The 26,453-nt window shown below is 69.9% G+C and carries 26 protein-coding genes and 1 pseudogene; 12 read left to right on the top strand and 15 right to left on the bottom strand.

The genetic code is table 11. The features are described from left to right. The first annotated feature begins 62 nt into the window (after positions 1-62). The gene (locus AB5L52_RS12280; RefSeq protein WP_351016252.1) at positions 63-341 is read left to right on the top strand and encodes a hypothetical protein; all 279 of its coding nucleotides are present in this window, start codon (positions 63-65) and stop codon (positions 339-341) included. Positions 342-390: 49 nt separating this feature from the next. Here AB5L52_RS12280 and AB5L52_RS12275 read toward each other — a convergent pair whose 3' ends face one another. Continuing rightward, entirely contained in the window at positions 391-816 is a 426-nt protein-coding gene (locus AB5L52_RS12275; protein WP_351016249.1) for an SRPBCC family protein, read from the bottom strand. A 274-nt stretch (positions 817-1,090) separates the two neighbouring features. Between AB5L52_RS12275 and AB5L52_RS12270 the strand changes: the two genes are divergently transcribed. Together AB5L52_RS12270 and AB5L52_RS12265 are read left to right on the top strand one after the other, a co-directional pair. Next, complete coding sequence (locus tag AB5L52_RS12270) at positions 1,091-1,960, top strand: ATP-binding cassette domain-containing protein (protein ID WP_369363966.1); 870 nt, start codon at positions 1,091-1,093, stop codon at positions 1,958-1,960. Beyond that, complete coding sequence (locus AB5L52_RS12265; RefSeq protein WP_369363964.1) at positions 1,957-2,616, top strand: hypothetical protein; 660 nt, start codon at positions 1,957-1,959, stop codon at positions 2,614-2,616. Before AB5L52_RS12270 ends, AB5L52_RS12265 begins: the two co-directional genes overlap by 4 nt. Positions 2,617-2,728: 112 nt before the next feature. Here the strand turns inward: AB5L52_RS12265 and AB5L52_RS12260 are convergent, their stop codons facing one another. Next, entirely contained in the window at positions 2,729-3,655 is a 927-nt protein-coding gene (locus AB5L52_RS12260) for an aldo/keto reductase (protein WP_369363962.1), read from the bottom strand. A 334-nt stretch (positions 3,656-3,989) separates the two neighbouring features. Between AB5L52_RS12260 and AB5L52_RS12255 the strand changes: the two genes are divergently transcribed. Then, positions 3,990-4,847, top strand: a complete 858-nt coding sequence (locus tag AB5L52_RS12255; RefSeq protein ID WP_369363960.1) for a hypothetical protein — start codon at positions 3,990-3,992, stop codon at positions 4,845-4,847. 15 nt (positions 4,848-4,862) lie between these two features. After that, the gene (locus AB5L52_RS12250) at positions 4,863-5,858 is read left to right on the top strand and encodes a TauD/TfdA dioxygenase family protein (RefSeq protein ID WP_369363958.1); all 996 of its coding nucleotides are present in this window, start codon (positions 4,863-4,865) and stop codon (positions 5,856-5,858) included. Positions 5,859-5,866: 8 nt separating this feature from the next. On the opposite strand, the gene AB5L52_RS12245 is transcribed toward AB5L52_RS12250, so the two are convergent. From AB5L52_RS12245 to AB5L52_RS12235, 3 genes are all read right to left on the bottom strand, one after another. After that, the gene (locus AB5L52_RS12245) at positions 5,867-7,033 is read right to left on the bottom strand and encodes a glycosyltransferase family 4 protein (protein WP_369363956.1); all 1,167 of its coding nucleotides are present in this window, start codon (positions 7,031-7,033) and stop codon (positions 5,867-5,869) included. A 75-nt stretch (positions 7,034-7,108) separates the two neighbouring features. Further along, positions 7,109-7,804, bottom strand: a complete 696-nt coding sequence (locus tag AB5L52_RS12240; RefSeq protein WP_369363954.1) for a hypothetical protein — start codon at positions 7,802-7,804, stop codon at positions 7,109-7,111. Further along, entirely contained in the window at positions 7,801-9,792 is a 1,992-nt protein-coding gene (locus AB5L52_RS12235) for a Gfo/Idh/MocA family oxidoreductase (protein ID WP_369363952.1), read from the bottom strand. The genes AB5L52_RS12240 and AB5L52_RS12235 overlap by 4 nt, the downstream gene beginning before the upstream one ends. Positions 9,793-9,888: 96 nt before the next feature. On the opposite strand from AB5L52_RS12235, the gene AB5L52_RS12230 reads away from it, so the two are divergent. Then, a complete protein-coding gene (locus AB5L52_RS12230) occupies positions 9,889-10,644 on the top strand; it encodes a methyltransferase domain-containing protein (RefSeq protein ID WP_369363950.1) in 756 nt (251 codons plus the stop codon). Here AB5L52_RS12230 and AB5L52_RS12225 read toward each other — a convergent pair. From AB5L52_RS12225 to AB5L52_RS12215, 3 genes are read right to left on the bottom strand one after another with little or no spacing between them, the layout of a single operon-like run. Next, positions 10,617-11,456 (bottom strand): hypothetical protein, encoded by an 840-nt coding sequence (locus AB5L52_RS12225; protein ID WP_351016224.1) that lies wholly within the window; start codon positions 11,454-11,456, stop codon positions 10,617-10,619. The genes AB5L52_RS12230 and AB5L52_RS12225 overlap by 28 nt on opposite strands. A 55-nt stretch (positions 11,457-11,511) precedes the next feature. Further along, positions 11,512-12,771: a hypothetical protein gene (locus tag AB5L52_RS12220; RefSeq protein ID WP_369363948.1), complete on the bottom strand. Its 1,260-nt coding sequence runs from the start codon at positions 12,769-12,771 to the stop codon at positions 11,512-11,514. 11 nt (positions 12,772-12,782) lie between these two features. Beyond that, positions 12,783-13,916 carry an amidohydrolase family protein gene (locus AB5L52_RS12215; protein WP_369363946.1) on the bottom strand — a complete coding sequence of 378 codons (1,134 nt, stop codon included), beginning with the start codon at positions 13,914-13,916 and terminating at the stop codon, positions 12,783-12,785. A 285-nt stretch (positions 13,917-14,201) separates the two neighbouring features. On the opposite strand from AB5L52_RS12215, the gene AB5L52_RS12210 reads away from it, so the two are divergent. After that, positions 14,202-16,205: a radical SAM protein gene (locus AB5L52_RS12210; RefSeq protein WP_369363944.1), complete on the top strand. Its 2,004-nt coding sequence runs from the start codon at positions 14,202-14,204 to the stop codon at positions 16,203-16,205. 10 nt (positions 16,206-16,215) lie between these two features. Here the strand turns inward: AB5L52_RS12210 and AB5L52_RS12205 are convergent, their stop codons facing one another. The 5 genes from AB5L52_RS12205 to AB5L52_RS12185 all read right to left on the bottom strand — a co-directional run bounded on the left by AB5L52_RS12205 (position 16,216) and on the right by AB5L52_RS12185 (position 20,558). Then, positions 16,216-17,319 carry an amidinotransferase gene (locus AB5L52_RS12205; RefSeq protein WP_369363943.1) on the bottom strand — a complete coding sequence of 368 codons (1,104 nt, stop codon included), beginning with the start codon at positions 17,317-17,319 and terminating at the stop codon, positions 16,216-16,218. Further along, complete coding sequence (locus AB5L52_RS12200) at positions 17,316-18,137, bottom strand: SDR family NAD(P)-dependent oxidoreductase (protein WP_369368857.1); 822 nt, start codon at positions 18,135-18,137, stop codon at positions 17,316-17,318. The genes AB5L52_RS12205 and AB5L52_RS12200 overlap by 4 nt, the downstream gene beginning before the upstream one ends. Positions 18,138-18,200: 63 nt before the next feature. After that, positions 18,201-19,235, bottom strand: coding sequence for a cupin-like domain-containing protein (locus AB5L52_RS12195; protein WP_369363941.1), 1,035 nt, complete (start codon positions 19,233-19,235; stop codon positions 18,201-18,203). Positions 19,236-19,269: 34 nt separating this feature from the next. Further along, a complete protein-coding gene (locus AB5L52_RS12190) occupies positions 19,270-19,986 on the bottom strand; it encodes a hypothetical protein (protein WP_369363938.1) in 717 nt (238 codons plus the stop codon). Next, complete coding sequence (locus tag AB5L52_RS12185) at positions 19,983-20,558, bottom strand: RNA polymerase sigma factor (protein WP_369363936.1); 576 nt, start codon at positions 20,556-20,558, stop codon at positions 19,983-19,985. The genes AB5L52_RS12190 and AB5L52_RS12185 overlap by 4 nt, the downstream gene beginning before the upstream one ends. A 54-nt stretch (positions 20,559-20,612) precedes the next feature. Between AB5L52_RS12185 and AB5L52_RS12180 the strand changes: the two are divergent. The 4 genes and pseudogenes from AB5L52_RS12180 to AB5L52_RS12165 all read left to right on the top strand — a co-directional run. After that, positions 20,613-20,819: pseudogene (locus tag AB5L52_RS12180) on the top strand (carboxylesterase family protein); the annotation flags it as partial. Positions 20,820-20,877: 58 nt separating this feature from the next. Continuing rightward, positions 20,878-21,324 carry an alpha/beta fold hydrolase gene (locus AB5L52_RS12175; protein ID WP_369363933.1) on the top strand — a complete coding sequence of 149 codons (447 nt, stop codon included), beginning with the start codon at positions 20,878-20,880 and terminating at the stop codon, positions 21,322-21,324. 524 nt (positions 21,325-21,848) lie between these two features. Then, positions 21,849-23,372 (top strand): tRNA (N6-isopentenyl adenosine(37)-C2)-methylthiotransferase MiaB, encoded by a 1,524-nt coding sequence (gene miaB, locus AB5L52_RS12170; protein WP_351016197.1) that lies wholly within the window; start codon positions 21,849-21,851, stop codon positions 23,370-23,372. Between the two features lie 66 nt (positions 23,373-23,438). Further along, on the top strand, positions 23,439-24,152 hold the full coding sequence (locus tag AB5L52_RS12165) for a class III extradiol dioxygenase subunit B-like domain-containing protein (protein WP_369363930.1): 714 nt from the start codon (positions 23,439-23,441) through the stop codon (positions 24,150-24,152). A 524-nt stretch (positions 24,153-24,676) separates the two neighbouring features. Here the strand turns inward: AB5L52_RS12165 and AB5L52_RS12160 are convergent. Together AB5L52_RS12160 and AB5L52_RS12155 are read right to left on the bottom strand one after the other, a co-directional pair. Continuing rightward, entirely contained in the window at positions 24,677-24,961 is a 285-nt protein-coding gene (locus AB5L52_RS12160; protein ID WP_351016191.1) for an antitoxin, read from the bottom strand. 24 nt (positions 24,962-24,985) lie between these two features. Further along, positions 24,986-25,279 (bottom strand): hypothetical protein, encoded by a 294-nt coding sequence (locus AB5L52_RS12155; protein WP_351016188.1) that lies wholly within the window; start codon positions 25,277-25,279, stop codon positions 24,986-24,988. A 183-nt stretch (positions 25,280-25,462) separates the two neighbouring features. On the opposite strand from AB5L52_RS12155, the gene miaA reads away from it, so the two are divergent. Then, a complete protein-coding gene (gene miaA, locus AB5L52_RS12150; protein WP_351016185.1) occupies positions 25,463-26,401 on the top strand; it encodes a tRNA (adenosine(37)-N6)-dimethylallyltransferase MiaA in 939 nt (312 codons plus the stop codon). Positions 26,402-26,453 lie beyond the last annotated feature (52 nt).

Below are 26,453 nucleotides of genomic sequence, written 5' to 3'. Positions count from 1 at the left end.
TTCACGGATACGGCGGTCGCGGATACGGACCGTTCGGGCTCGGGAGCGCCTACGGTGGAGACATGCCCGAGATCGTCGTCTACGAAGTAGACAAGCCGGTGGCGACGCGCTCCTCCCCGGGATCCCCGAGCGGGGCGGAACAGCGCGTCCGCAAGGTGCACGCAGCCCCCGCGGCCCCGGGGTCACGCACCACCGCGGGACCACGAACCCTGTGCGGCAAGGACACCTTCGCCATGGAGACGGCCCGCTGGAAGCCCTCCGAAGACCCCGGAGCGCCCTGGTACCCCGCGGAATACGCGTCCGTGGTCTGTCCCGAATGCGCTGCCGTGCTGGAGATCTGAGCGGCGTACCGGCTGCTCGCCGGCGCGGAGCCTGCCGTGTTTGTGCCGGTCAGCCTCGTTCCACGTACTCCTTCAAGTGCTCCAGATCACTGCGGACGAGCCGTTCGATCGCGTTCGTCTGGGCGAAGCCCTTCGGCCCGCCGAAGGCGTCCCGGACCGAGCCCGGGTCGTACTCCAGCCGTGCCTGGATCCGGGTGTGGTTCTGGTCGATCGGCTGGACCGAGAAGGAGCCCGTCAGCTCGGGGGCGCTCGTGGTGAGCCACTCCATCACCCGCTCACCGCGGTCGCTGACCTCGGCCTCGACCTCCCGGGCCGGGCCGCCCGTCTCGACGTCCAGATGTGCTCGGCCCCCCGCCTCCTTACGTGCGTCCCGCACTCCTTGCACGAAACGCGGATAGTTCTCCACCAGGTGCAGCGTCTCCCAGGCCTTGTCGACCGGAACCCCTACGTCGACGTGTAGCTCGAGGGTGCTCATGGCTCACCTCCACGTGCGGCTCATGGCGCATGCCCTTCCGCTTCCAGTGTGCGCCCGGCGGGATTCCCGTGTGCGCCGGGCAGGAGCGGAGCGGTGACTCCGGCATCGCGGAGCCGACCAGCGACTCCGGCAGATCCTCGGCCGCGCTCCCGTCCCACGCCGAGGGCCGCCCCGAAGCCCAGCCGGCCTGTCCGCACGGAGCGCAGGCGCCGTAACCTGCGTGCACCGAGGTTGCGGTACGGACTGAGGAGTTCACTTGTTACGACTTCAAGCAGTGAGCAAGCGCTACGGCCGTGGCGACTGGATTCTGCGCGATGTCGATGTCGAGGCCCCGGCGGGAGAAGTCGTGGCATTCACAGGGGGAAACGGTTCGGGGAAGTCGACACTGTTGCGGATCGCCGTGGGTCTGTCCCGGCCGACCCACGGCCGCGTGACCATGCGCCCGCCGGTCGTGGGATACGTACCCGACCGCTTTTCCCCGAACGAACGCATGTCGGCGGTGGACTACTTGACCCATGTGGGACGCGTGCGCGGGCTGACCACCTCGGTCGCCTCGTCGCGCGCGGACCGGCTGCTGGACAGGCTTGCGCTGGTGGGCGGTAAGCAGGCCCCGCTGCGCAGCCTGTCGAAGGGCAACGCCCAGAAGGTCGCGCTGGCCCAGGCCTTGTTGGTGGACCCCGGACTGCTCGTCCTCGACGAGCCGTGGTCGGGGCTGGACGCCGACGCCCATGGCGTCCTGGTCGAGATCATGACCGAGGTCGCCGACGCGGGCGGCACGGTGATCTTCACCGACCACCGCGAGTCGGTGACGCGGGCCCATGCCACCCGCAGCTACCGCGTCAGCGAGGGCCGGGTCTCGCTCCGCGAGCCGGAGCCAGGGCCGCATGGCCACCGGCCCTGCGCGGAGGTGGTCCTGACCAGGAACCCGGGCCGCCACGTGCCGCGGGACCTCGTCTGGGAGGAACTGGACGGTGTGCTGGAGGTGAGCCGCACGGCCGCGGGCGTCCGGATCAGAGCGGCCCGCGAGACCACCGACGCCCTGCTGCTCACCGCGCTGCGGCACGGCTGGTCCGTGGAGCGAGTGGAAGGGACGGCGGTGGACCTTTTCGCGCAGGGTGCCGCCACGCACGGAGGCACGCGGTGATCGCCCTCATCCGCTACACGTTCGCCACCGTGCTGCACACACAGCGCTACGTCGCCCCGCTGCTCCTGTTCATGGGACTGCTGGGCGTGCTGACGGTGAACGGCAGCGGCTCCTTGCCGCCCGCCTACGCGTCCTCCGCCGGTGCGCTGTTCGTCTGCTCGACGTGGCTGACCGTCGCGCTGATGAGCCTGGACGAACCGGCCCAGCGGGCGATCGTCGTCGTCGCGTCCGGCGGCCGGTCGTTGAAAGTCCTGCTCGCGGCGATCGGCACGGCTCTGCTGAGCTGTCTGGTGCTGATGGTCTTCGGCCTGCTCTTCCCATTGTGGATGGGGCGTTACCACGTCACCATGGGCGATCTTCTGCTGGGGGTCGAGGCCCAGTTCACGACTGCGTTGGTGGGCATCGGCATCGGCGTGTTGTGCTCACGGCCGGTCTTCAGGCGCCAGGGGTACGCGGTGGTGTCCGCCGTAGCGCTGGTGATGGCAGCCCTCTTCGCCAAGGGCATGCCCCCGGTCAACCGGCTCTTCACTCTGATGTCGACGACCCCCCAGGCGACGAAGCTGCTGGCTCCCGCGGGGGGCATGCTGGCGATCGCGGCCGTGATCCTGGTCGCGTGCACGGCCGTTACCCAGTTCGTCGCCACGCGCAGAGAGTGACGACGATTCCCCTCCGCTCGCGGTCGCCCGGCACGCCCTGGCGGCCGCCCGCGAGGGGGAGTGGGCCGAGCCCCCGTCGTCGACAGGGCGACCGGGGGCCGACCGGGCTTCTCTACAGCAGCTTCAGAATCTCCCTCAGCTCTTCGTCGGTGGGAATCCACTCCCCGGCCGCCGCGTTCGCCTTCACCTGTTCCGGCCTCGTGGCCCCCGCGATCACCGAACTGCAGCCGGGGAGCGCGGCAAGGCCGCCGACCGCGATCTCCAGAAGGCTGCGACCGTTCTTCCCACCCCAGGCGATCAACGCCTCTACGGTGTCGAGCCGCGTCTCCGTCACCTGATACGCGCTCTCCGCGATGCGGGTCCCTTCCGGGATGGCCTCGCCACGCCGCACCTTCCCGGTCAGCAAGCCGTTCGCCAGCGGGAAGTACGGCAGCACGCCGAGCCCGAAATGGCGTGCGGCCGGGACGACTTCGTTCTCGCTGCCCCGGTTGAGCAGCGACCAGTGGTTCTGCGCGGACACGAACGGCTCGAACCCTCCGGAACGGGCGGCACACGCGGCTTCGGCGATCTGCCAGCCGGCGAAGTTGGAATTCCCGATATAGCGGACCTTGCCTTCCCGGACCAGCTCGGTCAGAGCGGCGAGCGTCTCCTCGATGGGAGTGTGCGGGTCGGGTGTATGGATCTGGTAGAGGTCGATGTAATCCGTGCGGAGGCGTCGGAGGGACGACTCGACGGCGCGGCGAATGTAAGCACGTCCCCCTTTGGCGCCGGCTGCGGGCCCGTACCCCATCTCCATTTTCCGATGCCCGAACTTCGTCGCCAGGACGATGCGCTCCCGCTGCCCCTGAAGGCATTCGCCGAGCACGGACTCGGAGTCTCCGTAGACGTCGGCCGTGTCGAAAAGGGTGATCCCGGCATCCAGCGCGGCACTCACCACCGCACGGGCCGGGTCGAGCCCGACAGAACGCCCCAGTTCATTGCATCCCAAGCCGACCGCGGAGACCTGTAACCCCGAAGTGCCCATGGAGAGATAGCGCATGGTTTCCCAGTGTGTGAGGGTGCGCGGACGGAACGCAAGAGCGCACCTCGAATCAGGACTCAGTGATGCCATCGAGATCAGGTCCGAAACGGGCCCAATATGTCTGCTGAAGGGGATGGAAGGGGCGGAAGTGATGCCTGAGGCAAGGGGGGTGGAATTCTTCGTGCCCGGACTTGGCCGAATCCGCGGGAGGGGAAATCGCGGTCCCTTGACGGTCCCTCAGGGTTGTCGACAATCGAACCGGTCGGCTGCTGATTTCCTCTTGTTCCGCGCAGTTGGACTGTTGAAGTCATGAAAAACCGTGCTGGCAAGGACATCAGAGAGGATTTCAGCAATGGCGGATGGTACCGCCCCTGTCGCGCTGACGGGCGTTGTCGGCCCGGCTGACTACTTCCGTTTCGAGGAACGCGACGAGCTCGACTGGGACGTGTGGTCCGATGTCCTCCGTGGGCGGATCGCCGGCGCCGTCTTCCGGGGCGTGCTGACGTCAGAGGTGTGTGACAGCGTCCGGAGAAATTTCTGGAACAGCCCCCTCCTGAAGGGCTCGGCCGAGGGGGTGTCCCTCAACGGCAATGTGTGCGGTGCTCTCCTGGTGGCACACTCCAGCATGTCCGCCTACCTGGACGAGGTGGAGCGTAATCGCCCCTATATCGACGCGCTCTTCGCGGGGCCCGGCCGCGCCGTACCGGCCCTGGTCGACGACTACGCCCGTCACCTGGCACAGCAGGGCGTCCAACTGCGGGTGGCGGAACACCAGGGCCGTCAGGCGGGGACGTTCAAGCTACGGAGCCGGGAGAGCGAGGGAGCTTATGCCCTGGCGCCGCATACAGACGCTTCGGCCTTCCGGACCATGCCGCACCTGAGCGGATTCGAAATCCAGCGGGCTGTGCGCTATTACTCGGTGATTGCCTGTCTGGAGAACGACGCGGGTGGTGAGTTGGTGATCTGGAACATCACACCCGATCAGGAAAGCATCCGCGCACTGCGCTCTGGGCTCGATCCCAGGTACCCGGAAGAGGCTCTCGCCGGCTTCGCGAGGCTCACTGTTCCCGTCCGTACCGGAGATTTCTACCTGTTCGACGTGGGGAACATCCACGCCGTCGGACAGCGGCACGCCGAGAAGGCCGTGCGTTGTTCCGTCCAGTGGAACATGGGAGTGCTCGATGACACGACCATTCTGCGCTGGGCATGACTGAGGAGGCGCACCGTGGCCGAGGTAGTGTCCAAGACTGACGTACGCCGCATCGCGGGGAAAATCGGGGCGGAAATTCGAGGCGTCGATCTGCGGGCGCTGGACGAGTACGGGGCCGACACCATGGGAGAGATCCGTGCCGCCCTGCTCCGTCACAAAGTGATCTTCTTTCCTGGCCAGCACCTGGACCACGCCGAGCATGTGACGTTTGCACGTCGTTTCGGCGAGGTGACCCGCCTTCCGGGCTCGAAGCACGGCACGCACCCGGAAGGGTTCCCGGAGATCCTTGTCGTCGACCCGGATGTCAACGACGCCCGGCACGGCCTGAGATTCGAGGAGCGGCTGCATCGTAAGTCGGCACGTCATGACTCCGGTTGGCACGTGGACATTGCCGCCGTCGTGAATCCGCCGGCCATTTCGGTGCTCCGATGCGAAGTGGCCACGGAGTGCGGCGGCGACACCCAGTGGACCAACCTCGTCGCCGCCTATGAGGGTCTGTCCCGTCCGCTGCGGCAGTTGGCCGACGGCCTGCGGGCCGAGCACGCTCTGCACGCCGGGGTACGGCTGCTCTTCTCCGACGAAGAGGACCTGGAGATCATCCGCAAACGGGCCCGGGAGACGCTGATGTCCCTCCACCCCGTGGTGCGGGTACACCCGGAGACCGGGGAGAGGGCACTCTTCCTGCCACCGGCGTCCGTCTCCCACCTTACCGAACTGCTCCCCTGGGAGAGCGACGGCGTTCTCGACATCCTCTTCGCCCACCTCAGCCGTCCGGAATACACCGTGCGCCACCACTGGGCGCCCGGCGATGTCGCCGTGTGGGACAACCGCGCGGTGGCCCACCTCCAGCCCGCCGATCTCCACTACACCGACTACCGGCGCAGGATGTACCGGGTACTGGTCCTGGGGGACCGCCCCGTCGGGCCCGACGGTTTCACGTCCGAGTCCGTACGAGGCGAACCGCTCACGTCCTTCAGCGGACCCGAAGAGAGTGGAAACCCTGGCGGATGAGAAGGCCGTCAGCCGGCGTCTTCCCGGCGCCGGCTCGGGTCACTCGGGTCATGGGGTAAGCGCGTGGGAAGCAGTACTCGATCCACCCTGTGCCGCCAGGTGTATCGGGTCATGAGCTGACGCTTGGCCTCGTCGGCCAGTGCCTTGCGAAGGCTGTCGTCGCCGACCAACTCGGTGATCGCCGCCTTCCAGGCTTGGCGGTCTTCAGGAGGGCACAGGAGGCAGTTCTGCCTGTCCACGAGAACCTCCCGCAGGACGGGAATATCGGAAACGATCATCGGCTTTCCGTGTGCCATGTACTCGAAGACCTTGTTGGGCGAAAGCCAGGGGGCTGTGTTCGCGTTTCCCGCAAAGACGCCTATTCGCCGCTGGTAAGGGGCGAGCATGAGGTCGAAACGCGCGTAGTAGGACGGTAGGGCGGCGGGCGGTTGGTGGCCGTGGAAATACAGGTTCCCTGGGTGATCCTGGGCCGTCCAGTAGGCGAGGTCCCTGATGGTTCCGCCGACCACGTGGAAGTCGTGTTCTGGCAGCAGACGCGCGACGTCCGAGATGATGTCAATGCCGCGTCCCCGGTAGAGGTGTCCCACGTAGCCGATCTTCAACGCGTGGTCACGGCCGGGCAGTTCGGTGGCAGGCCCGGAGCCGTCCGCCGGATCGTGTCCGCTGGGTGCCACGACTACGTGATCGTTTGAAAGTCTGGGGAAGGCCTTGAGAAGGTCCTGTTTGAGGGCCTCGGTGATCGTGACGACGTAAGCGGAGTTTCGGCTGGCGAACAGGCGCCGCTGTGTGAGCAGTTCGGCCCGGCTGCCACTGACCGTGTGTGCCTCGAAGACGAAGGGGCCCAGCGTGGAGCAGGCGAGGAGGGCTCGGGAGTTTCTTCCGTACATCAGGTCAGGAACCCCATGACGCCGGATGTCCCTGCGGACCCGGAAGGCCCAGGCCCACTTTTCGAGTTGTGGATACCGCTGGAACATCGGGGGTGTTATGAACCGGATGGGAAAGCGGTGCCGCACCCCGTAGTACTCGTAGACGTCGTCGACCTCGATGCACCCGGGATACGCATAGAGCGTGACATCGTGCCCTGCGGTACAGAAGGATTCACACAACCGCATCACCGAGACGCCGTTGGCGTAAGGTGAGGGAATAGGGTCACCGTGCAGGAAGAATATCCGCATGACCACGTCTCCTTGTGTGTCAGCTCGTGCGCTTCGAGAAGGAAACCCTCTGCCGACAAGCCGCCGGGGTACGTTCTACGTGCCGCCGTGACCGTGACTCATCCAAGGGATACAGCGCAGGGAACACGCCATCAGGTGTTCGGGTACGTCGCCGACGCCGTCGCACCAGGGAATGGGCAGCACGCGGATGCCCGGTCGGTGAACGGCATGGTAGGTCGGAAGCGGCGTCGTGCTGCTCAGTGGGCGTGCGGCGAGGAGGACGCGTCCACCGGGGGCGACCGCGTCCAGGGCGCCACGGATGCCGGCGGCGCTGCCGGTCGTCTCGACGACGACCTCCGGCTGCGGGTCGGAGCCCGGTGCCGGGCCGGGCAGGGCCAGCCGGATGAGGCGGGCGAGTGCCCCTTGCCCCACCACCTGCACGGCAGCCTCGCCGACGGACTTCGCGGCAGCGTGGGCGGTGGCCGCCCAGGCGCGTGCGGCGCGCTCGTCGGCGCCCGGCGCCGGGTACCCGTATGCCCAGGTCTCGGCGGCTGCCGGGTCGTCGGCGAACCACGCCAGGTCCGCTGCCGGGTCGTCGGCGAACGATGCCAGGTCCGCTGCCGGGCTGTCGGCGAACCACGCCGAGTCCGCTGCCGGGTCGGCGGCGCACCGTGCCCGGTCCGTCGGGGCCGAGCCCCCGTCCGTCGGGGCCGAGCCCGCGGTCGTCGGGGCCGGGCCCGCGGTCGTCGGGGGGCCGTCGGGAGTGCGCATGACGTGCCGCCAGTCGCTCATGGCGCACCGCCTTCGAGGAGACGGGCCGGGGAGACGGCGCGGCCGAGGCGCGCGGAGGCGTAGGCGGCCGCCACGACCGCCTGGGTGCGCAGTCCGTCGGCCAGGCTCACATCCACCGGCGAGCCCTCGTGAACCGCCCGCGCGAAGCGGGTGAACGCCCAGGTGCGCAGGTCGATCGAGGTCGGCGCCGCCTCGGCAGGGCTGTGTGTCGGGCTGGGCGTCCCACGGTGGGTGAGCCAGTAGTCCGGCGTCAGCCCCACCTCACCCTTCTCTCCCCAGATCCGGGTGCGCATGCCCCGGCCGCCGGTCACGCTGGCGCTGCCGATGAGGGTGGCGACCACGGTGCCGAAGCGCAGGACGAGGCTGACCACGTCCTCGATTCCGGGGGCCGCTGCCGTCGTCGAGGGGGCGGTCTCCGCGTAGACGCGGTCGGGTTCCCGGCCGATGAGTGCCCGGACCGCGTCGATCTGGTGGATGAGGTTCATGATGAGGAAGCCGCCGCCCGCGCGGTCCTTCGACAGGCGCCAGGTGGTGGAGACGCGGCCGCTGATGCCGCTGCGGAAGTAGTCCGCGGGCTTGTCCGTGAAGTATGTGCCGCAGACGCCGAGCGGGTCGCCGATCTCCCCGGCCGCGATGGCCGCGCGGGCCCGGCAGAACCTCGGGTCGGTGCGGGTCGGGAAGAGGACGCCGGTGCGCAGCCGGCTGCCCTCCGCGAGCGCGGCCATCCGCCGCGCCGGAACCAGGTCCTCGGCGACGGGCTTCTCCAGCAGGACGTGCTTGCCCGCGGCCAGTGCCTGCGTGAGCAGCGGCTCGTGGGTGTCGTGCGGGGTGGCGACGACGACCACGTCGACATCGGGCCGCGCCAGCAGGGCCGACACGGACGTCTCCGGCCGGCCGCCGAACCGGGCGGCGGTCTCCTCGGCCAACTCCGCGACGGGGTCATGGCAGGCGGTCAGTTCGGCCTCGTCCGCTGCGGCGAGCGCCCGGGCGTTCTCGATGCCGATGTCGCCGCAGCCGAGCAGGCCGAAGCGCATCGGGCGCACGGAGAGGGCGTGCCGACTCGGGGCGGGGCGCGGGGCGTCCCAGTGCAGCGCGGCGCTGATGAAGGCGCGATCGGCGGCGAGGCGTCGGTAGACCTCCGGGGCTTTGTGCGCCGGGTAGTCGGACAGGACGTCCCTGACGGTGAAGCGGCGCTGTTCCAGCAGGGTGAAGAAGAGGTCGCCGAGCCGTTCCTCATCCGCCTCGGTCAGCTGGGAGACGTGGGTGCCGCGCAGGTGCAGCAGGCGGTCGTGGAGTTGTTGCAGCGGCACGTCCGCCTGCTCCGCCCGCGGCGAGCCGAGCAGCACCACCCGGCCGCCGTCCGCGGCCGCGGCGATGGCGACGGCCAGGCCAGGGCCGCTGTCAGTGACGTCCAGGACGAGTGGGGTGCCGCCGTCGAACCGTCCGGGTTCTGCGAACACGGTGAAGGGTTCCGTTCTGGAGGTCCACGTCTTGGCGGTGGATGCGGAGACCGCCCTCACCTGCGGCGCGCCGCAGGCCGCCGCCAGGCGGCGAGTGATGACGCCGAGCAGGCCTTGGCCGACCACCGTCACCGGCTCGCCCGCGCACTGCCCTCCGGTTTCCAGGCCGTGCAGGGCGGTGAGGGCGAGCTGCCACACCGCGGCATCGGCCGGCCGGACGTGATCGGGCACGGCGCGCACATAGCGCGTCGGTACGACAGCCACGTCGGCGTGGCGCGCATGGCGCACCGCCACCCGGGTGCCCGCGGGAAGGCCCGGGCCGCTGCGCACCGTACCGGCGGCCATGTAGCCGGGGAATTCCGGGAACCGGGAGCCGGCGGTCGGACGGTCCAGCAGGATCGCGCGTTCGGTACCGGGTGACAGCACGCTCACGCCGACATCGACCACGACGTGCCCCGGCCCGCCCGGCGGCTCGTCCTGTTCGATGATCTCGCACCGGCCGGGACCGGGTAGGACCACCTGTCGCATGCACGCCTCCATGGGGTATGCGGAGACACCTATCATCACGGGATTTAGCAGTGTCGGCCAGAGTACGATCGGGGAAGCATCTCGATTGCGCAAGACATGCCCGAATACCGTGCCCTGAAGGCGTGGTTGACCGGGCATAATTCTTCAGGCATGGTAAAGCGCGTGATAGCTTGGACATTGCGCAAGCTGGATTTCGATCCCCGTACCATCACATTCGTCGAGCATGACTGTGCTCGCCTCCTCGCCCGGCTCAGAAAACGCCGCCGGGTGCCACGGCCGGAGAACTCCTCCGGATTTCGCAGAATCCATTTGGGCTGTGGTGACCGCCGCGTTCCGGGCTGGCTCAACTGCGATGTTTCCGGCTCGGATTTCGACATCGATCTGGCGAACGGACGGCTGCCGTTCCCGGACGCTTCGGTCACCGTCGTGGTGATGCAACACGTCGTCGAGCACCTCGAACTGCGCGGGCAGTTGATCCCCCTGTTCCGGGAGCTGCACCGGGTCTGTACGGACGACGCCGTGCTCTGGCTCTCCTGCCCGGATCTGGCCAAGGTCTGCGCCGCCTACACAGTGGACCGGGGACAGGCGCTGAAGGAGGACCGCTGCCGCCGCTGGCCGGACTACTCCCTCGGCGGCGCCCCCGTCCAGCAGCTCATCAACGACCTCTTCCAGGCCCGCGGCAGGCATCGCAACCTCTTCGACCTCGAACTGCTGACCTGGGCCCTCGGCCAGGCCGGCTTTCCCGCCGTGGAACCGGTCAAGGAGGCCGAACTGCTAGCCGCGCACCCGGAGTTCCCGCCCCGTCACGACGATGAGCAGTCGCTCTACGTGCGGGTGCGCAAGTCCCGGTAGTGACACCACAGGTCATAGAGCGGGATCTCCGCCGGGTCCGCCTGGGTCGGTTTGACCGGCTCGGTCCAGTGGACCATCAGGGTGGGAGGCACGGCGGGGTGCACGATCCCGCCGTCCTTCGCCCGGACGCCCGGCGTCCAGGCGAAGACCTCGGCCGGGATGCTCTGGTCGCCGGTCGTGGTGCGCAGGCGGTGCAGGCTGGTGTACGGCAGGCCCGAAGTGACGATGAGATAGTTCAGGAAGGGCTGTTCGTAGCCGAGTTTCATATGCGGCGTGAGCTCACGCGCCGCAGGCAGCGCGGCGGTGATTCCAGCCAGGGTGAGGGCACCCTTGCGCGAGGTCACGAATCCGGTGTTGGCGGCGTATTCGTACTGTTCCGCCGTCAGTTTCCCGGACTCTCTGACCGTTTCCTTCCAGGCGCGGCCCGGGAGATGGGACGTGGCGGTGACGAAGCCGTAGTCCGCGAGCTGGTCGAAGACGAAGTCGATGTTCCGCAGGACGGCGGTGTCGCTGTCGATGTAGAGAAACTCGTCGAACTCTCCCTCCCACGCCGCGAGTTTTCTGAAGTGCCCTTTCCGGTGCTCATGGAAGGAGAGACTTATCTCGTCGCACCGTGCCAGGAGCTGTTCGTCCTCCCATACGCTGAAACCGTACCGGTCGCCGAGTGCGGCGATCCGTCCGTACGCGTCGTCGAAGGGGATCAGCCGGAGCGGGATGTCGGGGTTGGTGCGACGGAAGCTGTTGAGGAAAACGGTGGCCAGTTCCACCACACGGTCATTGGCCACGAAATACACGCCGCGTTTGCCGGGCATGGCGTCTCGCCCTTCTCGTCCAGGACTGTCGGTCACGGGGGTGTTCCTCAGTTCCTCAGTAGACGGCGCTCACCACGGTGTTCAGTGAACCGTGCACCTTGTGCGCGCGCTCCTGCATGACCATCACGCCGGCCAGACCCTCCGGGGTGTAGAAGGCGCTCAGTTTGGTGTAGCCGTCGAACTTCACGTCCTCCCCGCTCCTGGAGACGGCGGCGGCGGGCTCCGCCAGCAGGCGCGCGTCCTGGGCGACCCAGGGGTGGCCGGCCGCGGTGTCGGCACAGACGCGGTCGAAGAGCGCGCGCAGTGCCGGACCGGAGAAGCTGCCGGTGTGGTAGACGGCGCGGCTGCCCCAGTTCAGCGTCGGGTGATGGCTGCCGAACTTCACGTAGTAGCGGCGCCTGCCCTGGCCCAGCCGGCAGTACTCGTCCAGGGTGACCCAGGTGCCGTCGGGCAGGTGGAAGCCCTCGGGCGTGATGATCTCGGTGTGCGGGAAGATCCCGCGGATCTCGTCCGGGTAGTACTCCCGGGCCTTCGCCCAGAACGGCCAGGCCATGGTCACCTTGGCGTCGTAGAGCGGCGTGGGCGGGTGGTCGAAGAAGAGCTCGCCCCGGTCGCACGCCTCCATCCACTGGTCGAAGAACCCGTTGTACCGGAGGTCGTAGAACTCGTGGGCGCGGACGAACCCGCAGTCCTTCCAGTGGACGGCGTCCCAGGCGAAGTGCCGGATGCCGGCCTCGCGCAGCCGCTGCACGGTGTAGTGGACGCCGTGCGGCCGGGAGGCGTTGCCGGTCAGGTGGTGGATGACGAGGCCGTCGCCGAACCGGGCGCGCACGGAGGCCGCGAGGGTGTCGACGAGCGGGGCGAAGTTCCGTTCCGCGTCGTCGAAGTCCTCCGGGAAGGCCCGGTAGAGGGCGTGCACCTGGTCCGCGATCTCCCAGCCGGAGGCCGGGCACTGCACCTCCGCGATGGCCCCCGGGGCGGGTTCGTCGGTACGGAAGTAGAGCGGGAGGGCGAGGTGGCGCTCCGTCAGCCTCAGATGGAACTCCCGGCCTCGCTCCGGCGGCTGCCCGGCCAGCACGGTCTCCGCGATGGCGGGATCGGCGTCACCGCGCAGACTGGCCAGGAAGACGTCGCGGGTGATCCGCTGGAACTCGCGGATCAGGGCGTTGCGGTCGATGAAGCCCTGCAGGGTCCTGCCGTCCAGTGCGTAGGGGCGAGGGGAGATGAGGTTCGTGAAGCCGACGCCCGCCCGGGTCCTGTGCTCGATGTCGTCGTCGATGAAGCGGTACCAGGGGTGCGTGGTCGGCTCCGCCATGCGGATCTCCTTCACTCGGCGGTCAGTGTCGCGAGATCGAATCGGTACAGGCGTGCGCAGTTGCCCGAGGTCACCTGCTTGCGGGCCGCCTCGCCGGCGTCTGCCAGGCAGCGGTCCAGCACTTCCCGGGAGTTCGGCCAACTGCCCTCGTAGTGCGGGTAGTCGCTGCCCCAGAGGAAGTTCCCGGCACCCAGCCGGCGCATCGTCAGGACGCCCACCTCGTCCTCGGTGAACGTGGCGTGCACCTGGCGGCGGAAGTAGTCGCTCGGCGGCATGGTGAGGTCGGTGCGCAACGCCGGGCCGAGCTTGTCGTAGATCCGGTCGGCGTGCAGCAGGTGGTAGGCGATCCAGCCGATGTCGTTCTCGGCCAGGACGATGTCCAGGCCGGGGAAGCGCTGGAGGACGCCGGAGAAGATCAGGTCGGTCAGCGTGTGCTGGAGCTCCTCCGGGTAGGCCATGTTGCGCTGGATGCGGCCCATCGGGGACGCGTAGTCGAAGAGCCGGGGGCTGTCCCGGTAGCCGCTGAGGCAGTGCAGGGAGACGGGCATGCCCAGCTCCTGCGCCGCCCGCCAGAAGGCGTCGATGGCAACTCCGGCGAAGTCCCGCTCGGCGGGGGCGGAGGCCCAGACGGCGGCGCCCCTGAGGCCGAGGCCGTGGCAGCGGCGCAGCTCCCTGACGGCCTCCTCGGTGTCCCAGAGCGAGATCAGTCCGAGGCCGGCCAGCCGCTCCGGCGCATACCGGGCGTAGTCGGCGAGCCAGTCGTTGTAGGCCCGGAAGCAGGCGCGCTGGAAGTCGCCGTCCGCCAGCCAGAACAGGTGCAGGGCCAGGCTGGGGTACAGCACCTCCCCGGCGACCCCGTCCAGCGCCATGTCCTTCAGCCGTGCGGCAGGATCGCTGCCCCCGGCGCGGGCCGCCTCGACGACGACGTCCGCCCCGTCCACGAAGTCCTCGGGCGTGGTGTCGGTGGCGTAGAGGGTGTTGACCAGGGCGGGCCGCAGATCGTCGCAGGTGAAGTACCAGCCACGTCGCTCGGCGTCCCAGGAGATCCGGGGCGCACGGTCGCGGTATCGGCGTTCCAGCCCCTCGGTCCACAGTCGCACGGGTTCGATCACGTGGGAGTCCGCCGACAGCACGGGGTCGATCACAGACCCACTCCTCCCCATGGGGTAAGGACCATCGCGACACATGTCGGCAAGCGTGACCTGCGGCGATGACGGAAAGCGGTAAGTGGAGAGCCGTCCGGAGAATGCGGGACAGACGGCGGCGACGCTTTCTCCTTTCGACGCCTTCTCCGTTCTTCGGCCGGCGGACTCCATTCTTCGGCTGGCGGATGACCGGTCAAGGGCGCGCACCACCGAACGCGTCGATTCGGACACCGGGCGTGACGGACCGCTGGTACGGCGAACCGACGGTGTGTCACCATTCCCCGCATGCCGGCCGACGACACGATCGCCCGAGCACGACAGGGCGCGGACATCCTCCTCCTCAGCGCCTCCAACTACCCGGCGCTGCCCATCTACCCCTACGCCTTCGTGCAGGTCTCGGCGGTGGCCGCCCGCCACGGCCTCTCGGCAGCCCGCCTCGACCTGCTGCACACGCCCAAAGCATCGTGGCGCCCGACGCTGCGCCGGGCCCTGGAGCGCACCGACCCCCGGGTCATCGGCATCCACCTGCGCCAGCTGGATTCCATCTTCATCTGGAACTATGCCGACCACGACCTCCCGGGCGCCCCGCCGGTGCGCAGGAACAGCTACTGGCCGTTTCACGACACCAGGCAACTCATAGGCATTCTGCGGGAGTTGACGCAGTGTCCGATAATGCTGGGTGGTTTCGGCTTCACCACCCGCACGCCGGACCTGCTGGACCGGCTCCAGCCGGACTTCGGGGTGACCGGCGAGCCGGACGAGGTGCTGGAGCACCTGGACGACGTACTGGCTCATCGCGACATGGAGCGGATCGCCAACCTCGCCCACCGCTCCGGCGACGGCTACACCCTCAACCCCCGGGTCTTCCTGCCGCCCGCCGACCACACCGAGTACACCGACGCCGTGCTGCGCGACCTTCTGGACTTCTACGGGCCGCAGCGCGTCACCGGACCGGACGCGGACGTCCACGTCCCGGTCGAGGTGCAGCGCGGCTGTCCGTACCGCTGCTACTTCTGCACCGAGCCGATGGTCAAGGGGCGGCGCCATCGCGTCCGTGACCTCGACGTGGTGATGGCCGACATCGCCTTCCTCGCCGACCGGGGCGTCTCCCGTGTGTGGCTGGTCTGCTCGGAGATCAACATCGGCAGCAACGGGCTGCTGTTCGAGATGGCCCAGCGGATGAGGAAGCTGAACCACGGCCGCCCGAAGCCGGTGAGCTGGACCTGCTACCTGCTGCCCAACCCCGTCCTGGAGCGGGACGAGATCCGGACGCTGCTGGAGTCCCGCTTCGAGCCCAGCTGGAACCAGTTCGCCTCCTACGACGACGAGAACCTGAAGCGGACACGGGTTCCCTACCGGGCCCGGCACGCGGTGCAGGCCCAGGTCGCCTGGCTGGAAGAGGACCAGGCGTTCCGCCGTACGCACGGCCTGCCCACGCCGCCGCGGCGGCTGGACATGTTCCTGGGCAACACCTACGCCACCCCGGAGACCGTCTCGGCCACCTTGCGCACCGTCAGCGAGCTGCGCCTGGGCGAGCGCTTCGACGACTCGCTCATCACCCGCGCCACCCGGGTCTTCGACCTGGGCGACGGTCTGATCGGGGACACGGCGGCCGCCGCGTACTCCGTCGGCCCGGAAGGGCTCCTGGACGAGGTCGACCTGGTCCATCCCACCTTCAGCTACCCGGCAGCGCTGGTCGAGGCCCTCGGCAGCGCCCGGGCCGTGGACGAGTTCTTCGCCCACGTGGAGAAGACCTTCCTGTCCCGCGCCTATCGGGCCCGCCTCGACTGGCCGGCGTTCCTCGCCCGCCACACCGACGAGCAACGCCTGGCCGAGTGGTGCGAGCGCCTCCGGCACACGCCGGGACCGTCCGGCGCGGACCCGGCGGCCCGCACCGTCCGCGCCGCCCTCGCGGCGGACGGCGCTACGACGCTGCTGAAGCGACTGCGGGACAGCCCCCCGGCCGGCGCCTCGGCCGAGGAAAGCGCGGGCCCGGTCGCACAGGCCCTCGTCGAGCTGCTTGTCGGCACCGAGCTGGACCGCACCCGCGCGGTCTTCGCTGCGATCGGCCTGCCGGGCTACTGGGACGACCGCACCGCCCGGACCGCCTATGACGTCTGCGCCGGGCTCGCCGCCCGCTTCGCCGCCGTCGAGGACCTGCTCGACGCGGCGCGCGCGGCGGCGGCCCCCGGCGACCCGGCCCTGCCCCTGCTGGCCGTGGAGTACTGCCTCTACGACAACAACGTGCTGCTGCGCCCGGACTACACGCGGATCCTGTTCCGCGCCTGACGGCCCCGGATCACCGGCCGCCGGGCCGGGACAGATACCGTGCGGGCCCGCCCTCCCGCACGGTGTCCAGCGTGACGCAGTGGAAGGAACCGCCGAAGGTGTAGACGTGCCGGAAATCCACCGGCACACAGTGGAATCCCCAGGCCCTCAACGCGTCGATGAGCGGCTGTTCCTGCCGCTCGACCACCACGGTCTCCGCGTCCAGGGAGAGCACGTTCATGCTCAGCCACGGACTGCAGAAGTACATCGGCCAGTCCGCCGGCAGCGTCGGCGCCGGGGCGGGCAGGATCTCCCAGTCGTCGAAGAGTTCGTGGTGGACGTAGCGATCGGGGTTGACCAGGAGCTTGCCCGGTGCCAGCGGCGCCAGGGTGGCGTCGATGTGCATCGCGTGCGGATCGTCGGTGTCGATGACCGTCACGCCGAAGTCCGGCCCCACGGCCCGCCGCACCCAGTCGATGCCGAACTCGTTGGTGACGTGGCTGCGCTGGACCACCAGATCGCGGCCGAAGCGCAGGAAGTCGGCGGCGTCGAAGACCGGCTCGAACTCGGTGACCGCCCAGTCGCCCGCGTCGCCCCCGGCGCGGTACAGCTCGTCGGTCAGCTGCGGGCGCGGAGCCGGGAGCCAGCGGGCACCACGCCGGAAGTACGACTTGATCAGTGAGCGGAAGGCGTCCACCTCGTGCTGGCGGCAGCGCCAGGACATGGGGGCCTCGATGATGGCGTCGCCGACGACCATCAGCAGATCCCTGGGCATCCCGGCGTACAGCCCGCCCGCGGAGCTCCACTGCGGTGTCCCGAACGGCACATGGTGCTCGACGGCATCCGGCCGGACCACCGCGATCCCGTGGTCCTCCAGCACCGCGACCAGGCCCTCCAGCTCCTCCTCGGCCGCTTTCAGCAGGCCGGCGGGAAACGGGGATCCGCCCAGCTCCTGGAAGACCGGCTGGGCGGCCTCGGGCAGGACGTGCGCCATCGACTCCTGCCAGTCGGGGAAGACCCCGCCGAGCAGACTCCCCACCACCACCTCCCGCAACGGGTCCCATTCGGTGTACGAGTTGACCGCCGGCGGCAGTGCCTGGCCCTGCTCGTCCGGGTGCCTCGCATCGTTCGTCATGCTCCCCCACTTCGGTGCGGCCCTGCTGCCGTCTCCACATGCCCATCAGATGTGTCCTGCTGCCGGGTGGCACTGGCCAGTCCGCCGGCCGTCTCGCCCCCGTCGATCACGAACGTCTGCCCCGTGACGAACGCGGCGTCCGGGGACGCCAGGTAGTCCACCAGGGCGGCGATCTCCGCCGGGGAGCCGAGCCGCTTCAGCGGCAACGCCCCGGCCTGCTCGGCAAGTTGCTGTTCGGTGTACTCGGCCCGTTGCATGGGGGTGAGCACATAGCCCGGACAGATCGCGTTGACCCGGACCCGAGGCGCCAGCTCCAGGGCCAGTGTCCTGGTGAGTTCGATCACCCCGGCCTTGCTCACGTTGTACGCGGCGTAGTCGGGCATGCCCACCATGCCGCTGACCGAGGCGGTGTTGACGACCACTCCGCCGTCCGACGCCATCCGGCGCCCCGCCTCGCGGGCGACCAGGAAGACCCCGGTGAGGTTCACCCGCAGCGTCAGCTCCCACTCCGCGAGTGAGGTCTCCAGGAACGGCCGCCGGATGCTGATCCCGGCGTTGTTGCACACCACGTCCAGTCCGCCCCAGGCCGTGTCCGCCGCGGCGAACGCGTCCTGCACCGACTCTTCCTGCGCCACGTCCGCGTGGAGCAGCAGCCCCGCTTCCGGGACGTCGTTCGCGAATCGCGCGAGGGCGTCCCGGTCGCGATCCAGTACGGCCACCCGCGCGCCGTTCCGCACGAAGCGCTGCGCGATGGCGGCGCCGATTCCCGAGGCACCGCCGGTGACCAGCACCCGTCGCGGCTCTCGCCCAGCCTGCACTACCAAGCCTTGTCTCCTGAGTGGTGAGGTCCCGCCTGCTGCGGTGTTCCCTGACGACAGGGCCTAGGACGCGCTGGGGTCGTTCCCGTGGGAGAAGCCGCCGGAGCGCAGTGCGTCGTAGAGCCGCTTGCCGGTGGACGGAGGGCTGAAGAAGAAGCGGGTCGGCTCCGCGCGGCGCAGCAGCCCGTGTACGACGAAGTCGCGGGCGGTGGCCTTCCAGTACGTCGGTCCGAGGACCCCGAGCAGGGCCAGGTACTGGGCGAGCCCCAGCGGCCGGCCGAACCAGTGGTTGACCGAGACGGACGGAGTGCGGGCCCGGATGTCGTGCCACCAGCCGCGCGGGATGTAGAGCAGGTCGCCGGGACCCATGTGCACATGGTGCAGCACCGCGTTCCTCAGCCTGGGATGGCGGCGCATGTCCGGAGCCGCGAGGTCCACCTGGCTGTTCACCAGGTTGTCCGGAAAGGGGTAAGCGGCTCTGCTGTCCTGCCAGGCCAGCAGGGTCACGCTCTTCTCCCCCCACAGCTGGCAGAAGAGGTTGTCCTTGAGATCCGAATGCAGCATCGAGCGTGTCCCGGCGGAGCCGATCCACACCCGGGTGTCGGTGGGGTGCCCGTCGGAGGGGAGCAGAGAGGCGAAGTCGCAGTCGGCGGGATCGAAGATCTCGTGAGCCCGTTGGTAGGCCAGATAACAGGGTGCGGACGGTCTCGCGGAGCGGATCCGCTCGACGAACTCGGCGAAGCTCAGCTCCCGCTCGTACCGTCGCTGGTCCTGCGGGAAGAGGACGCCCGTGTCCGGGAGGTCCAGCAAGGCCGTCACCCGCTGGTCGCCGTGCCGTTCTGCCAGGGTGAGGGGGTTCCATTCGGTGCGGGCGGGCCATGAGTCGAGGAGGCCGGAGCAGAGCAGCGGTCCGGAGCGGCGGGCGACGGTACGGCGCAGTGCGCCGATGTCGGACATGGCGGCCCGCGGCACCCGACGGACCGTCAGTCCCGCGCTGAGCAGCCGCAATGCCGTCGTGGGAGTGGGGTCCGCCGGCTCCTCCGGGCACTCCGACTGCCTTCCGAACCACCCTGCTCCGGATCGTTCGATTCGGGTCATGACAAATCACTGTCGGGTCCTGCCTGCTCCTTGCCTAGACCGCCAGGCCAGGTACCCCGCGTGAGCGCCCACTTCCGGCCAGTGAGCAGGGGTCTCGTGCTCCGGGGGGTCGTCGGGGTCGGAGGGGCGCTGTGTTGAGAGGGTCGTCGGGGTCGGAGGGGCGTCGGGCTGAGAGGGCCGTCGGGCTCGGAGGGTCGCCGTGTTGAGAGGGTTGTCGGGCTGAGAGAGCCGTCGTGCTCCGGGGGTTGCGTGGGCTCAGGCCGGCTTCAGGCTGCGGCGGAGCGCCGCACGCCGGACGCCGGGCCGCCCGCTCCACCATCAGCAGGCCCCGGGAGTGCCCGAGGGGGCGTAGCGCCCGCTGGACGGGGACCGACCAGGGCCGGCGCAGACCGCCGAGCACCGCGAACCGGGTTCCGGAACCCTCCGCGACGGCCGCCATGCCACCGACCACATGGCGGCTCTGCATCAGACACCACCCGGTCCGCAGCCGCACGTCGAAGCGGGCCCGGTGGCCGAGCGGGCCGTACGCCCACGCCAACTGCCGGTCACCGGACAGCGGATGGCAGTGGAAGGCACGCAAGGTGGGTACCAGGTGGGGCAGTTCGCCCTCCAGGTCGCTCGCCACGGCCCACATGTCCGCCATCGGCAGGTCTGCATGGGTTTCTGCGTACATGACGGCATGCAGCCCGGCGGCCGTGACGCGCAGGCGGCGCACCGGGTCGAGTTCGGCCGTAGGCCAGTTCAGGTTCATCGCGGCCACGCCTTTCGGAAGCTGTGACGGGCACGGTGCAGCCGGGACTTCACCGTGCCGCAGGAGATGTTGAGGATGTCGCTCGCGGTCCGTTCGTCCAGGCCCTCCAGTTCGCGAAGGACCAGGACCGCACGGTGCTCGGTGGACATGCGCCGTAGGACGTCCCGCACGTCCACGGCGAGTTCGGGACTGCGCGGCCCGGCGATGTCGTCGAACGCGCACACCGGTGTCTCGCGTTCGGTCCGGCGGGCCACCCGTACCGCCTCGCGTACGGTGATCGTGCGCACCCACGCGTACAGGGCACGCGGGTCCTTCAGCCGGGGCAGGCCCTGGAAGACGGCGATCAGCGCCTCCTGGACGGCATCGGCGCTGTTGTTCAGGGCGATCGGCCGGCACAGTCGGCTCACATACGGGGTGAGCAGGCTCAGCAGGTCGTTGAGCGCCATGGCGTCACCGGACTGCGAGGCCCGGACGAGCGGGGCCGCCTCGGCCCACGGGTCCTCCGGCGCGGCTTGCGGGGACTGCGGGCCCTGCGAGCCCTGTTGCGGGGTGCCCGCTCGCGCGGTTTTCATCTGTCGTTCCCCTCCCCTGGTCGTCAGCTCTCCAGCGGCACCAAGGCGGCGTCGGTGGGGGAGCTCCGGTGGGAAGGAGGGGCAGGAACGGTCCGGTACTCCCGTACTTTTCGCTCTGGCCTGAATTCATGTGGGGGCGACGGAGCGCGGACCGGTGGGCGCCTTCCCGCTTTCCTCGTGATCCCGTTCGCGAAGCCGCCGTTCGGGGCCCTGCGCTTCGCCGCGCCCGAGCCGCCCGAGCTGTGGGACGGGGTCCGGCCTGCTCCCAGGTGGCGGCCGCCGTGGCCGCGCGGCTGGGCCGGGCCGCCACCGCACAGGAGTGGCGAGAATCGGATCCTATGGAGCTGGTGCGGGCGGCCGAGGAGATGTTCGCCGACCGGGAGAAGCACGCGGGCCGCTGGTGTTCGGCGGCCGACTCGGTGCCTGCCGCGGTCTCGACGTGCCCCTGGTCCTCGGCACTGCAGGCTCGGCGGATGCTCCGGCCGGAGCCGTCGCAGGAAGGCCGGGGAACTGTCCCGCCGGATGCGCGCGACACCCTTACTCAGGACTCCTGCGGCCGTACAAGAAGCTCCGGCTGACCACGCCCACCGTGATCCTCGCCGGCGAGCGGGACTTCATGCTGCCGCCGAGCGTCATCACGGACGCCGGCCACCACGCCGACGACCTCCGCGTCGAGGTGATTCCCGGCTGCGGCCACTACCTGCACGAGGAGCGCCCCGAGCTGGTGGCCGAGGCGGCCGAGGCCCTCTTCGCCGGCCGCCCCTGACCCGAGCGCTCCCGGCGTCGCCCGCGTTCCCCGCTCCCCCCGCTTCGCCCGCGTTCCCCGCTGCCGGCGACGCCGAGGCAGGGCGCCCGTCCCGGGTCCGCGCCGCCATGCTGGCCGCCGCCTCGAACGAGAGCTGCCCGTGCAACTCGGACAGGTCCAACAGGGTCAACAGGGTCATGGGCAGGTCCGCGATCCGCTGGCGGATGATCACACGGCAGCGGATCGCGGACACGGTCCGGCTGCGGGGCCCGTCGGGGCGCCGTTCCGGCACGGGCATCAGGCCGGGGCGCAGGAAGCCGGGAGGCATCGACCGGGGACCTCGCGACGTCGTGGCCGTGGCGGTGACCCGCTCGCGCGAGCCATGGCGTTCTTCTTGGACTGGACCTGACGATGGGAATCGCGCAGCCGCTCGTCCCTGACACGGGCGGCGGCCGTGGGGCCCCGTACAAGATCCTCGGGCGCCCTGGGGCGCCCTCCTGAGAAGCGCGGGAAATGAGGTCCCGGGAACCGCCTACCCTTGATGCATGACCATCAGCAGCGACCGGAGCAAGGCAGTGGACCCTCGTTCATCTATGACGTATGAGATCCGCACCTACGGGTGCCAGATGAACGTCCACGATTCCGAGCGCCTGGCGGGGCTGCTCGAAGAGGCCGGGTACGTGCGGGCCCCCGAGGGGGCGGACGGGGACGCCGATGTGGTCGTGTTCAACACCTGCGCCGTACGGGAGAACGCCGACAACCGGCTGTACGGCAACCTCGGCCGGCTCGCGCCGAGGAAGGCCTCGCGGCCCGGTATGCAGATCGCGGTCGGCGGCTGCCTCGCCCAGAAGGACCGCGACACCATCGTGAAGAAGGCGCCCTGGGTGGACGTCGTCTTCGGTACGCACAACATCGGCAAGCTGCCGGTCCTGCTGGAGCGCGCCCGCGTGCAGGAAGAGGCGCAGGTCGAGATCGCCGAGTCGCTGGAGGCGTTCCCGTCCACCCTGCCGACCCGGCGCGAGAGCGCCTACGCGGCCTGGGTCTCGATCTCCGTCGGCTGCAACAACACCTGCACCTTCTGTATTGTCCCGGCCCTGCGCGGCAAGGAGAAGGACCGCCGGCCCGGCGACATCCTCGCCGAGGTCGAGGCGCTGGTCGCCGAGGGCGTCTCCGAGATCACGCTGCTCGGCCAGAACGTCAACGCCTACGGCTCCGACATCGGCGACCGCGAGGCCTTCAGCAAGCTGCTGCGCGCCTGCGGGAAGATCGACGGGTTGGAGCGTGTCCGCTTCACCTCCCCGCACCCCCGTGACTTCACCGACGACGTCATCGCCGCCATGGCCGAGACCCCGAACGTGATGCCGCAGCTGCACATGCCGATGCAGTCCGGCTCGGACACCGTGCTGAAGGCGATGCGCCGCTCCTACCGGCAGGAGCGTTACCTCGGGATCATCGAGAAGGTCCGGGCCGCCATCCCGCACGCCGCGATCACGACCGACATCATCGTGGGCTTCCCCGGCGAGACCGAGGAGGACTTCGAGCAGACCCTGCACGCCGTCCGTGAGGCGCGCTTCGCGCAGGCCTTCACCTTCCAGTACTCCAAGCGCCCCGGCACCCCGGCCGCGACCATGGAGAACCAGATCCCCAAGGAGGTCGTCCAGGCGCGCTACGAGCGGCTCGTCGCCCTCCAGGAGGAGATCTCCTGGGAGGAGAACAAGAAGCAGGTCGGCCGCACGCTGGAGCTGATGGTCGCCGAGGGCGAGGGCCGCAAGGACGGCGCCACGCACCGGCTCTCCGGCCGCGCCCCCGACAACCGGCTCGTCCACTTCACCAAGCCGGAGCAGGAGGTCCGCCCCGGTGACGTGGTCACCGTCGAGGTGACCTACGCCGCCCCGCACCACCTCCTCGCCGAGGGCCCCGTCCTCGCCGTGCGCCGCACCCGCGCGGGGGACGCCTGGGAGAAGCGCACTGCCGCCGAGTCCGCCAAGCCGGCGGGTGTGCTGCTGGGCCTGCCGAAGATCGGCGTCCCGGAGCCGCTGCCCGCGGCGAGCGGCTGCGGTTGCGACTGACGGCACGACGTCCCCGACGCCGTCGAGAGCCGAGCCGGGCGTCGTCCCGGCGTTACCCTGCCGATCATGCTTGTCGCCGCCGCTGTCTGCCCCTGCCCTCCGCTGCTCGTGCCCGAGGTCGCCGCGGGCGCCGCACCCGAAATGGACGCCGCGCGCGCGGCATGCTCCGACGCGCTCGGGGAGCTCGCCGCCGCCCGTCCGGACCTCCTGGTGGTGGTCGGGCCCGCCGAGCAGAGCAGGCGCGGAGCGTTTCCGCAGGGTGCCCGGGGATCCTTCCGCGGGTTCGGGGTCGACCTCGACGTATGCCTCGGGCCCGCGACGGACACCCCCGGCGAGCGCGAGCTGCCGCCGTCGCTCGCCGTCGGCGCGTGGCTGCTGGAGCGGACCGGCTGGGCGGATGCCCCGATCGAGGGACTCGGCGTCGGGGAACCGCTCGCACCACAGCGGTGCGTCGAAGCCGGACGGGACATCGGGGCCCGGGCCGGGCGGGTGGCGCTGCTGGTGATGGGAGACGCCAGCGCGTGCCGCACGCTCAAGGCGCCGGGCTATCTGGACGAGCGGGCGGCACCCTTCGACGCGGAGGTCGCGCGGGCGCTGGGCACGGCGGACCTGGCGGCCGTCCTTGCGCTGGACGCCGAGCTGGCTTACGAGCTGAAGGCCTCCGGCCGCGCCCCCTGGCAGGTCCTGGCCGGCGCCGCCGAGAACGCGTCCCTCAGCGGCTCACTGCTGTACGAGGCCGCACCGTACGGCGTCGGGTATGTGGTGGCCACCTGGTCGTAGCGGGGTGCCCGGTCGCCGGTGGTACCGGGAGGGTGCGCGGTCGCCGGTGGCACCCGGAGGGGGTTCGGCCGCCGCCTGGTCTCAGCGCGATCGCCGATGCGCCGGCGCGCGCGTGAAGCGGGGGCGGAGCCGGTCTGCGTACGGTGGCGATGCGGAGGGGCCGGGTGCTCTGGCGTACCGGCGAAACGGCGGGAGCCGACGCTCTGGCGTACGTGTCAAGCGGTGAGGGCCGGCGCTGCGGCGTCGCGCGAGACGCCGAGCAGGCGCTCTCGCCACGCCCGGAACGGCTGGCAGACGCTGTCACCATGCCCGAAACGGCTTGCATGTGCTCTCGGAATGCTCGAAACGGCTGGCAGGCGCTGTCGGCACGCCCGAAACGGCGGGCACGCACTCCGGCGCACGCGCACACGCACTCCGGCACACACGCATACGGCGGACGGCCGGGAGCCGGTGTGTTGCACGACCGTCCCCGCGACCGTCCGCCGATTCGCATGCCCTGGAGATCCGCATGCCGTTGAGGAGACTCAGGAAGCCGGTGGCGGGCCCTCCGGCCGGGTGGGGGTCGTCGGGTCGCCAGTGGCCGTATCCGGGCCGGGACCTTCCTTGTGCGCAAGGCGGTCCATCGCCTCCTTGGCCTTGCCGGTGCCCGCCTGGATCTTTTCGCTGTACTTGCCCTTGGTCCGCTCGTCCACGACCTTCGCGGCCTTGTCGATGCCGTGCTGGACCTTGTCCCCGTGCTGCCGCGCGAGGTCCGACACCTTGTCCTTGGCCGGGCCGAGCTTGGCCTTCATGTTGTCCAACAGACCCATGGTCCACCTTCCCTCACGGGGCAGTTACCTGCGGGCGCCCTCGCCGGCCTCGTTGTCGGCGGCCTCCTCGGCGGACTGCTGCTTGGGGATGCCGGAGCCCTCGGACGCGTCTTCTGTGTCGGCCTCCGACGGTACCGCCACGTCCTCGCTCCCGTCCCCGGCCGATCCCTTCGCCTCCGCCGATGCGGTCGCCTTCGCCTCCGCCGACTCCGCTTCCGCCGCCTCGGCCGCTTCCGGCTCCGCGCCGGCCTGCGCCTCGGCGGCCGACTCCTCCGGGGTCGGCTTTGACTTGCGGAGGAGCCGTGCAAAAACGCCCATATCCACTCCATACGGTACTCGTGCGGGCGAATTCCCGCGTTACCCGGTGCGTACGGTTGCGCCGCCCGGGTCACCGCCTCCAATCTGCCGGAGGGCGGCTTCTCGCCTCGGGCAACGACCCGGGACCCCGCTCGTCACGTAACTCGTTCGAGGCATGGCCTGGAGGTTTGCGAGACTGGTGCGGTGAGCAGTGCACCCTCCACCCCCCGCGTCATCGCCGTCGTCGGACCCACCGCGGCCGGAAAGTCCGATCTTGGCGTCTTCCTCGCTCAGCAGCTCGGTGGGGAGGTCGTCAACGCCGACTCCATGCAGCTGTACCGAGGGATGGACATCGGCACCGCGAAACTGACGCCCGAAGAGCGCGGCGGCATACCGCACCACCTGCTCGACATCTGGGACGTGACGGTGACCGCCTCCGTCGCCGAGTACCAGAAGCTCGCCCGCGCCCGGATCGACGCCCTGCTCGCCGAGGGCCGCTGGCCCATCCTGGTCGGCGGCTCCGGCCTGTACGTCCGGGGTGCCGTCGACAACCTGGAGTTCCCCGGCACCGACCCCGAGGTCCGCGCCCGCCTGGAGGAGGAGCTGGCCCTGCGCGGTTCGGGCGCGCTGCACGCCCGGCTGGCCGCCGCCGACCCCGAGGCCGCCCGCGCGATCCTGCCGAGCAACGGCCGTCGTATCGTCCGGGCGCTCGAAGTGATCGAGATCACCGGCCGGCCCTTCACCGCGAACCTGCCGGGGCATGACTCCGTCTACGACACCGTCCAGATCGGTGTAGACGTGGCGCGCCCCGAACTGGACGAGCGCATCGCCCTGCGCGTCGACCGCATGTGGGAGGCGGGCCTCGTGGACGAGGTGCGCGCACTGGAGGCGCAGGGGTTGCGTGAAGGGCGCACGGCGTCGCGTGCGCTGGGTTACCAGCAGGTGCTCGCCGCGCTCGCCGGGGAGTGCACCGAAGCGGAAGCGCGGGCCGAGACCGTACGTGCGACCAAGCGCTTCGCGCGCCGCCAGGATTCGTGGTTCAGGCGCGATCCCCGGGTGCACTGGCTGAGTGGGGCCGTGGCGGACCGGAGGGAACTTCCGCACCAGGCCCTGGCGTTGGTCGAACGACCGGTTACAGCCTGATCACGTCATGGCATCGGGATGCGCCGCCGGTCATCCCGGCCTTCCCGGCCGT

Origin of the sequence: Streptomyces sp. CG4 (assembly GCF_041080655.1) — a bacterium.
In the GTDB taxonomy this organism is placed as follows: domain Bacteria; phylum Actinomycetota; class Actinomycetes; order Streptomycetales; family Streptomycetaceae; genus Streptomyces.
Note: the sequence above shows the minus strand (reverse complement) of the source record. Positions and strands in the feature narration are given on the sequence as shown.

Coding starts and splice junctions, on each gene's coding strand:
- AB5L52_RS12205 (WP_369363943.1), bottom strand. CDS start 17,319: ATGACGAACGATGCGAGGCACCCGGACGAGCAGGGCCAGGCACTGCCG.
- AB5L52_RS12165 (WP_369363930.1), top strand. CDS start 23,439: ATGCTTGTCGCCGCCGCTGTCTGCCCCTGCCCTCCGCTGCTCGTGCCC.
- AB5L52_RS12275 (WP_351016249.1), bottom strand. CDS start 816: ATGAGCACCCTCGAGCTACACGTCGACGTAGGGGTTCCGGTCGACAAG.
- miaB (WP_351016197.1), top strand. CDS start 21,849: ATGACCATCAGCAGCGACCGGAGCAAGGCAGTGGACCCTCGTTCATCT.
- AB5L52_RS12240 (WP_369363954.1), bottom strand. CDS start 7,804: ATGAGCGACTGGCGGCACGTCATGCGCACTCCCGACGGCCCCCCGACG.
- AB5L52_RS12230 (WP_369363950.1), top strand. CDS start 9,889: ATGCCCGAATACCGTGCCCTGAAGGCGTGGTTGACCGGGCATAATTCT.
- AB5L52_RS12195 (WP_369363941.1), bottom strand. CDS start 19,235: ATGACCCGAATCGAACGATCCGGAGCAGGGTGGTTCGGAAGGCAGTCG.
- AB5L52_RS12245 (WP_369363956.1), bottom strand. CDS start 7,033: ATGCGGATATTCTTCCTGCACGGTGACCCTATTCCCTCACCTTACGCC.
- AB5L52_RS12280 (WP_351016252.1), top strand. CDS start 63: ATGCCCGAGATCGTCGTCTACGAAGTAGACAAGCCGGTGGCGACGCGC.
- AB5L52_RS12260 (WP_369363962.1), bottom strand. CDS start 3,655: ATGCGCTATCTCTCCATGGGCACTTCGGGGTTACAGGTCTCCGCGGTC.
- AB5L52_RS12185 (WP_369363936.1), bottom strand. CDS start 20,558: ATGAAAACCGCGCGAGCGGGCACCCCGCAACAGGGCTCGCAGGGCCCG.
- AB5L52_RS12210 (WP_369363944.1), top strand. CDS start 14,202: ATGCCGGCCGACGACACGATCGCCCGAGCACGACAGGGCGCGGACATC.
- AB5L52_RS12235 (WP_369363952.1), bottom strand. CDS start 9,792: ATGCGACAGGTGGTCCTACCCGGTCCCGGCCGGTGCGAGATCATCGAA.
- AB5L52_RS12220 (WP_369363948.1), bottom strand. CDS start 12,771: ATGGCGGAGCCGACCACGCACCCCTGGTACCGCTTCATCGACGACGAC.
- AB5L52_RS12190 (WP_369363938.1), bottom strand. CDS start 19,986: ATGAACCTGAACTGGCCTACGGCCGAACTCGACCCGGTGCGCCGCCTG.
- AB5L52_RS12160 (WP_351016191.1), bottom strand. CDS start 24,961: ATGGGTCTGTTGGACAACATGAAGGCCAAGCTCGGCCCGGCCAAGGAC.
- AB5L52_RS12255 (WP_369363960.1), top strand. CDS start 3,990: ATGGCGGATGGTACCGCCCCTGTCGCGCTGACGGGCGTTGTCGGCCCG.
- AB5L52_RS12155 (WP_351016188.1), bottom strand. CDS start 25,279: ATGGGCGTTTTTGCACGGCTCCTCCGCAAGTCAAAGCCGACCCCGGAG.
- AB5L52_RS12225 (WP_351016224.1), bottom strand. CDS start 11,456: ATGCCCGGCAAACGCGGCGTGTATTTCGTGGCCAATGACCGTGTGGTG.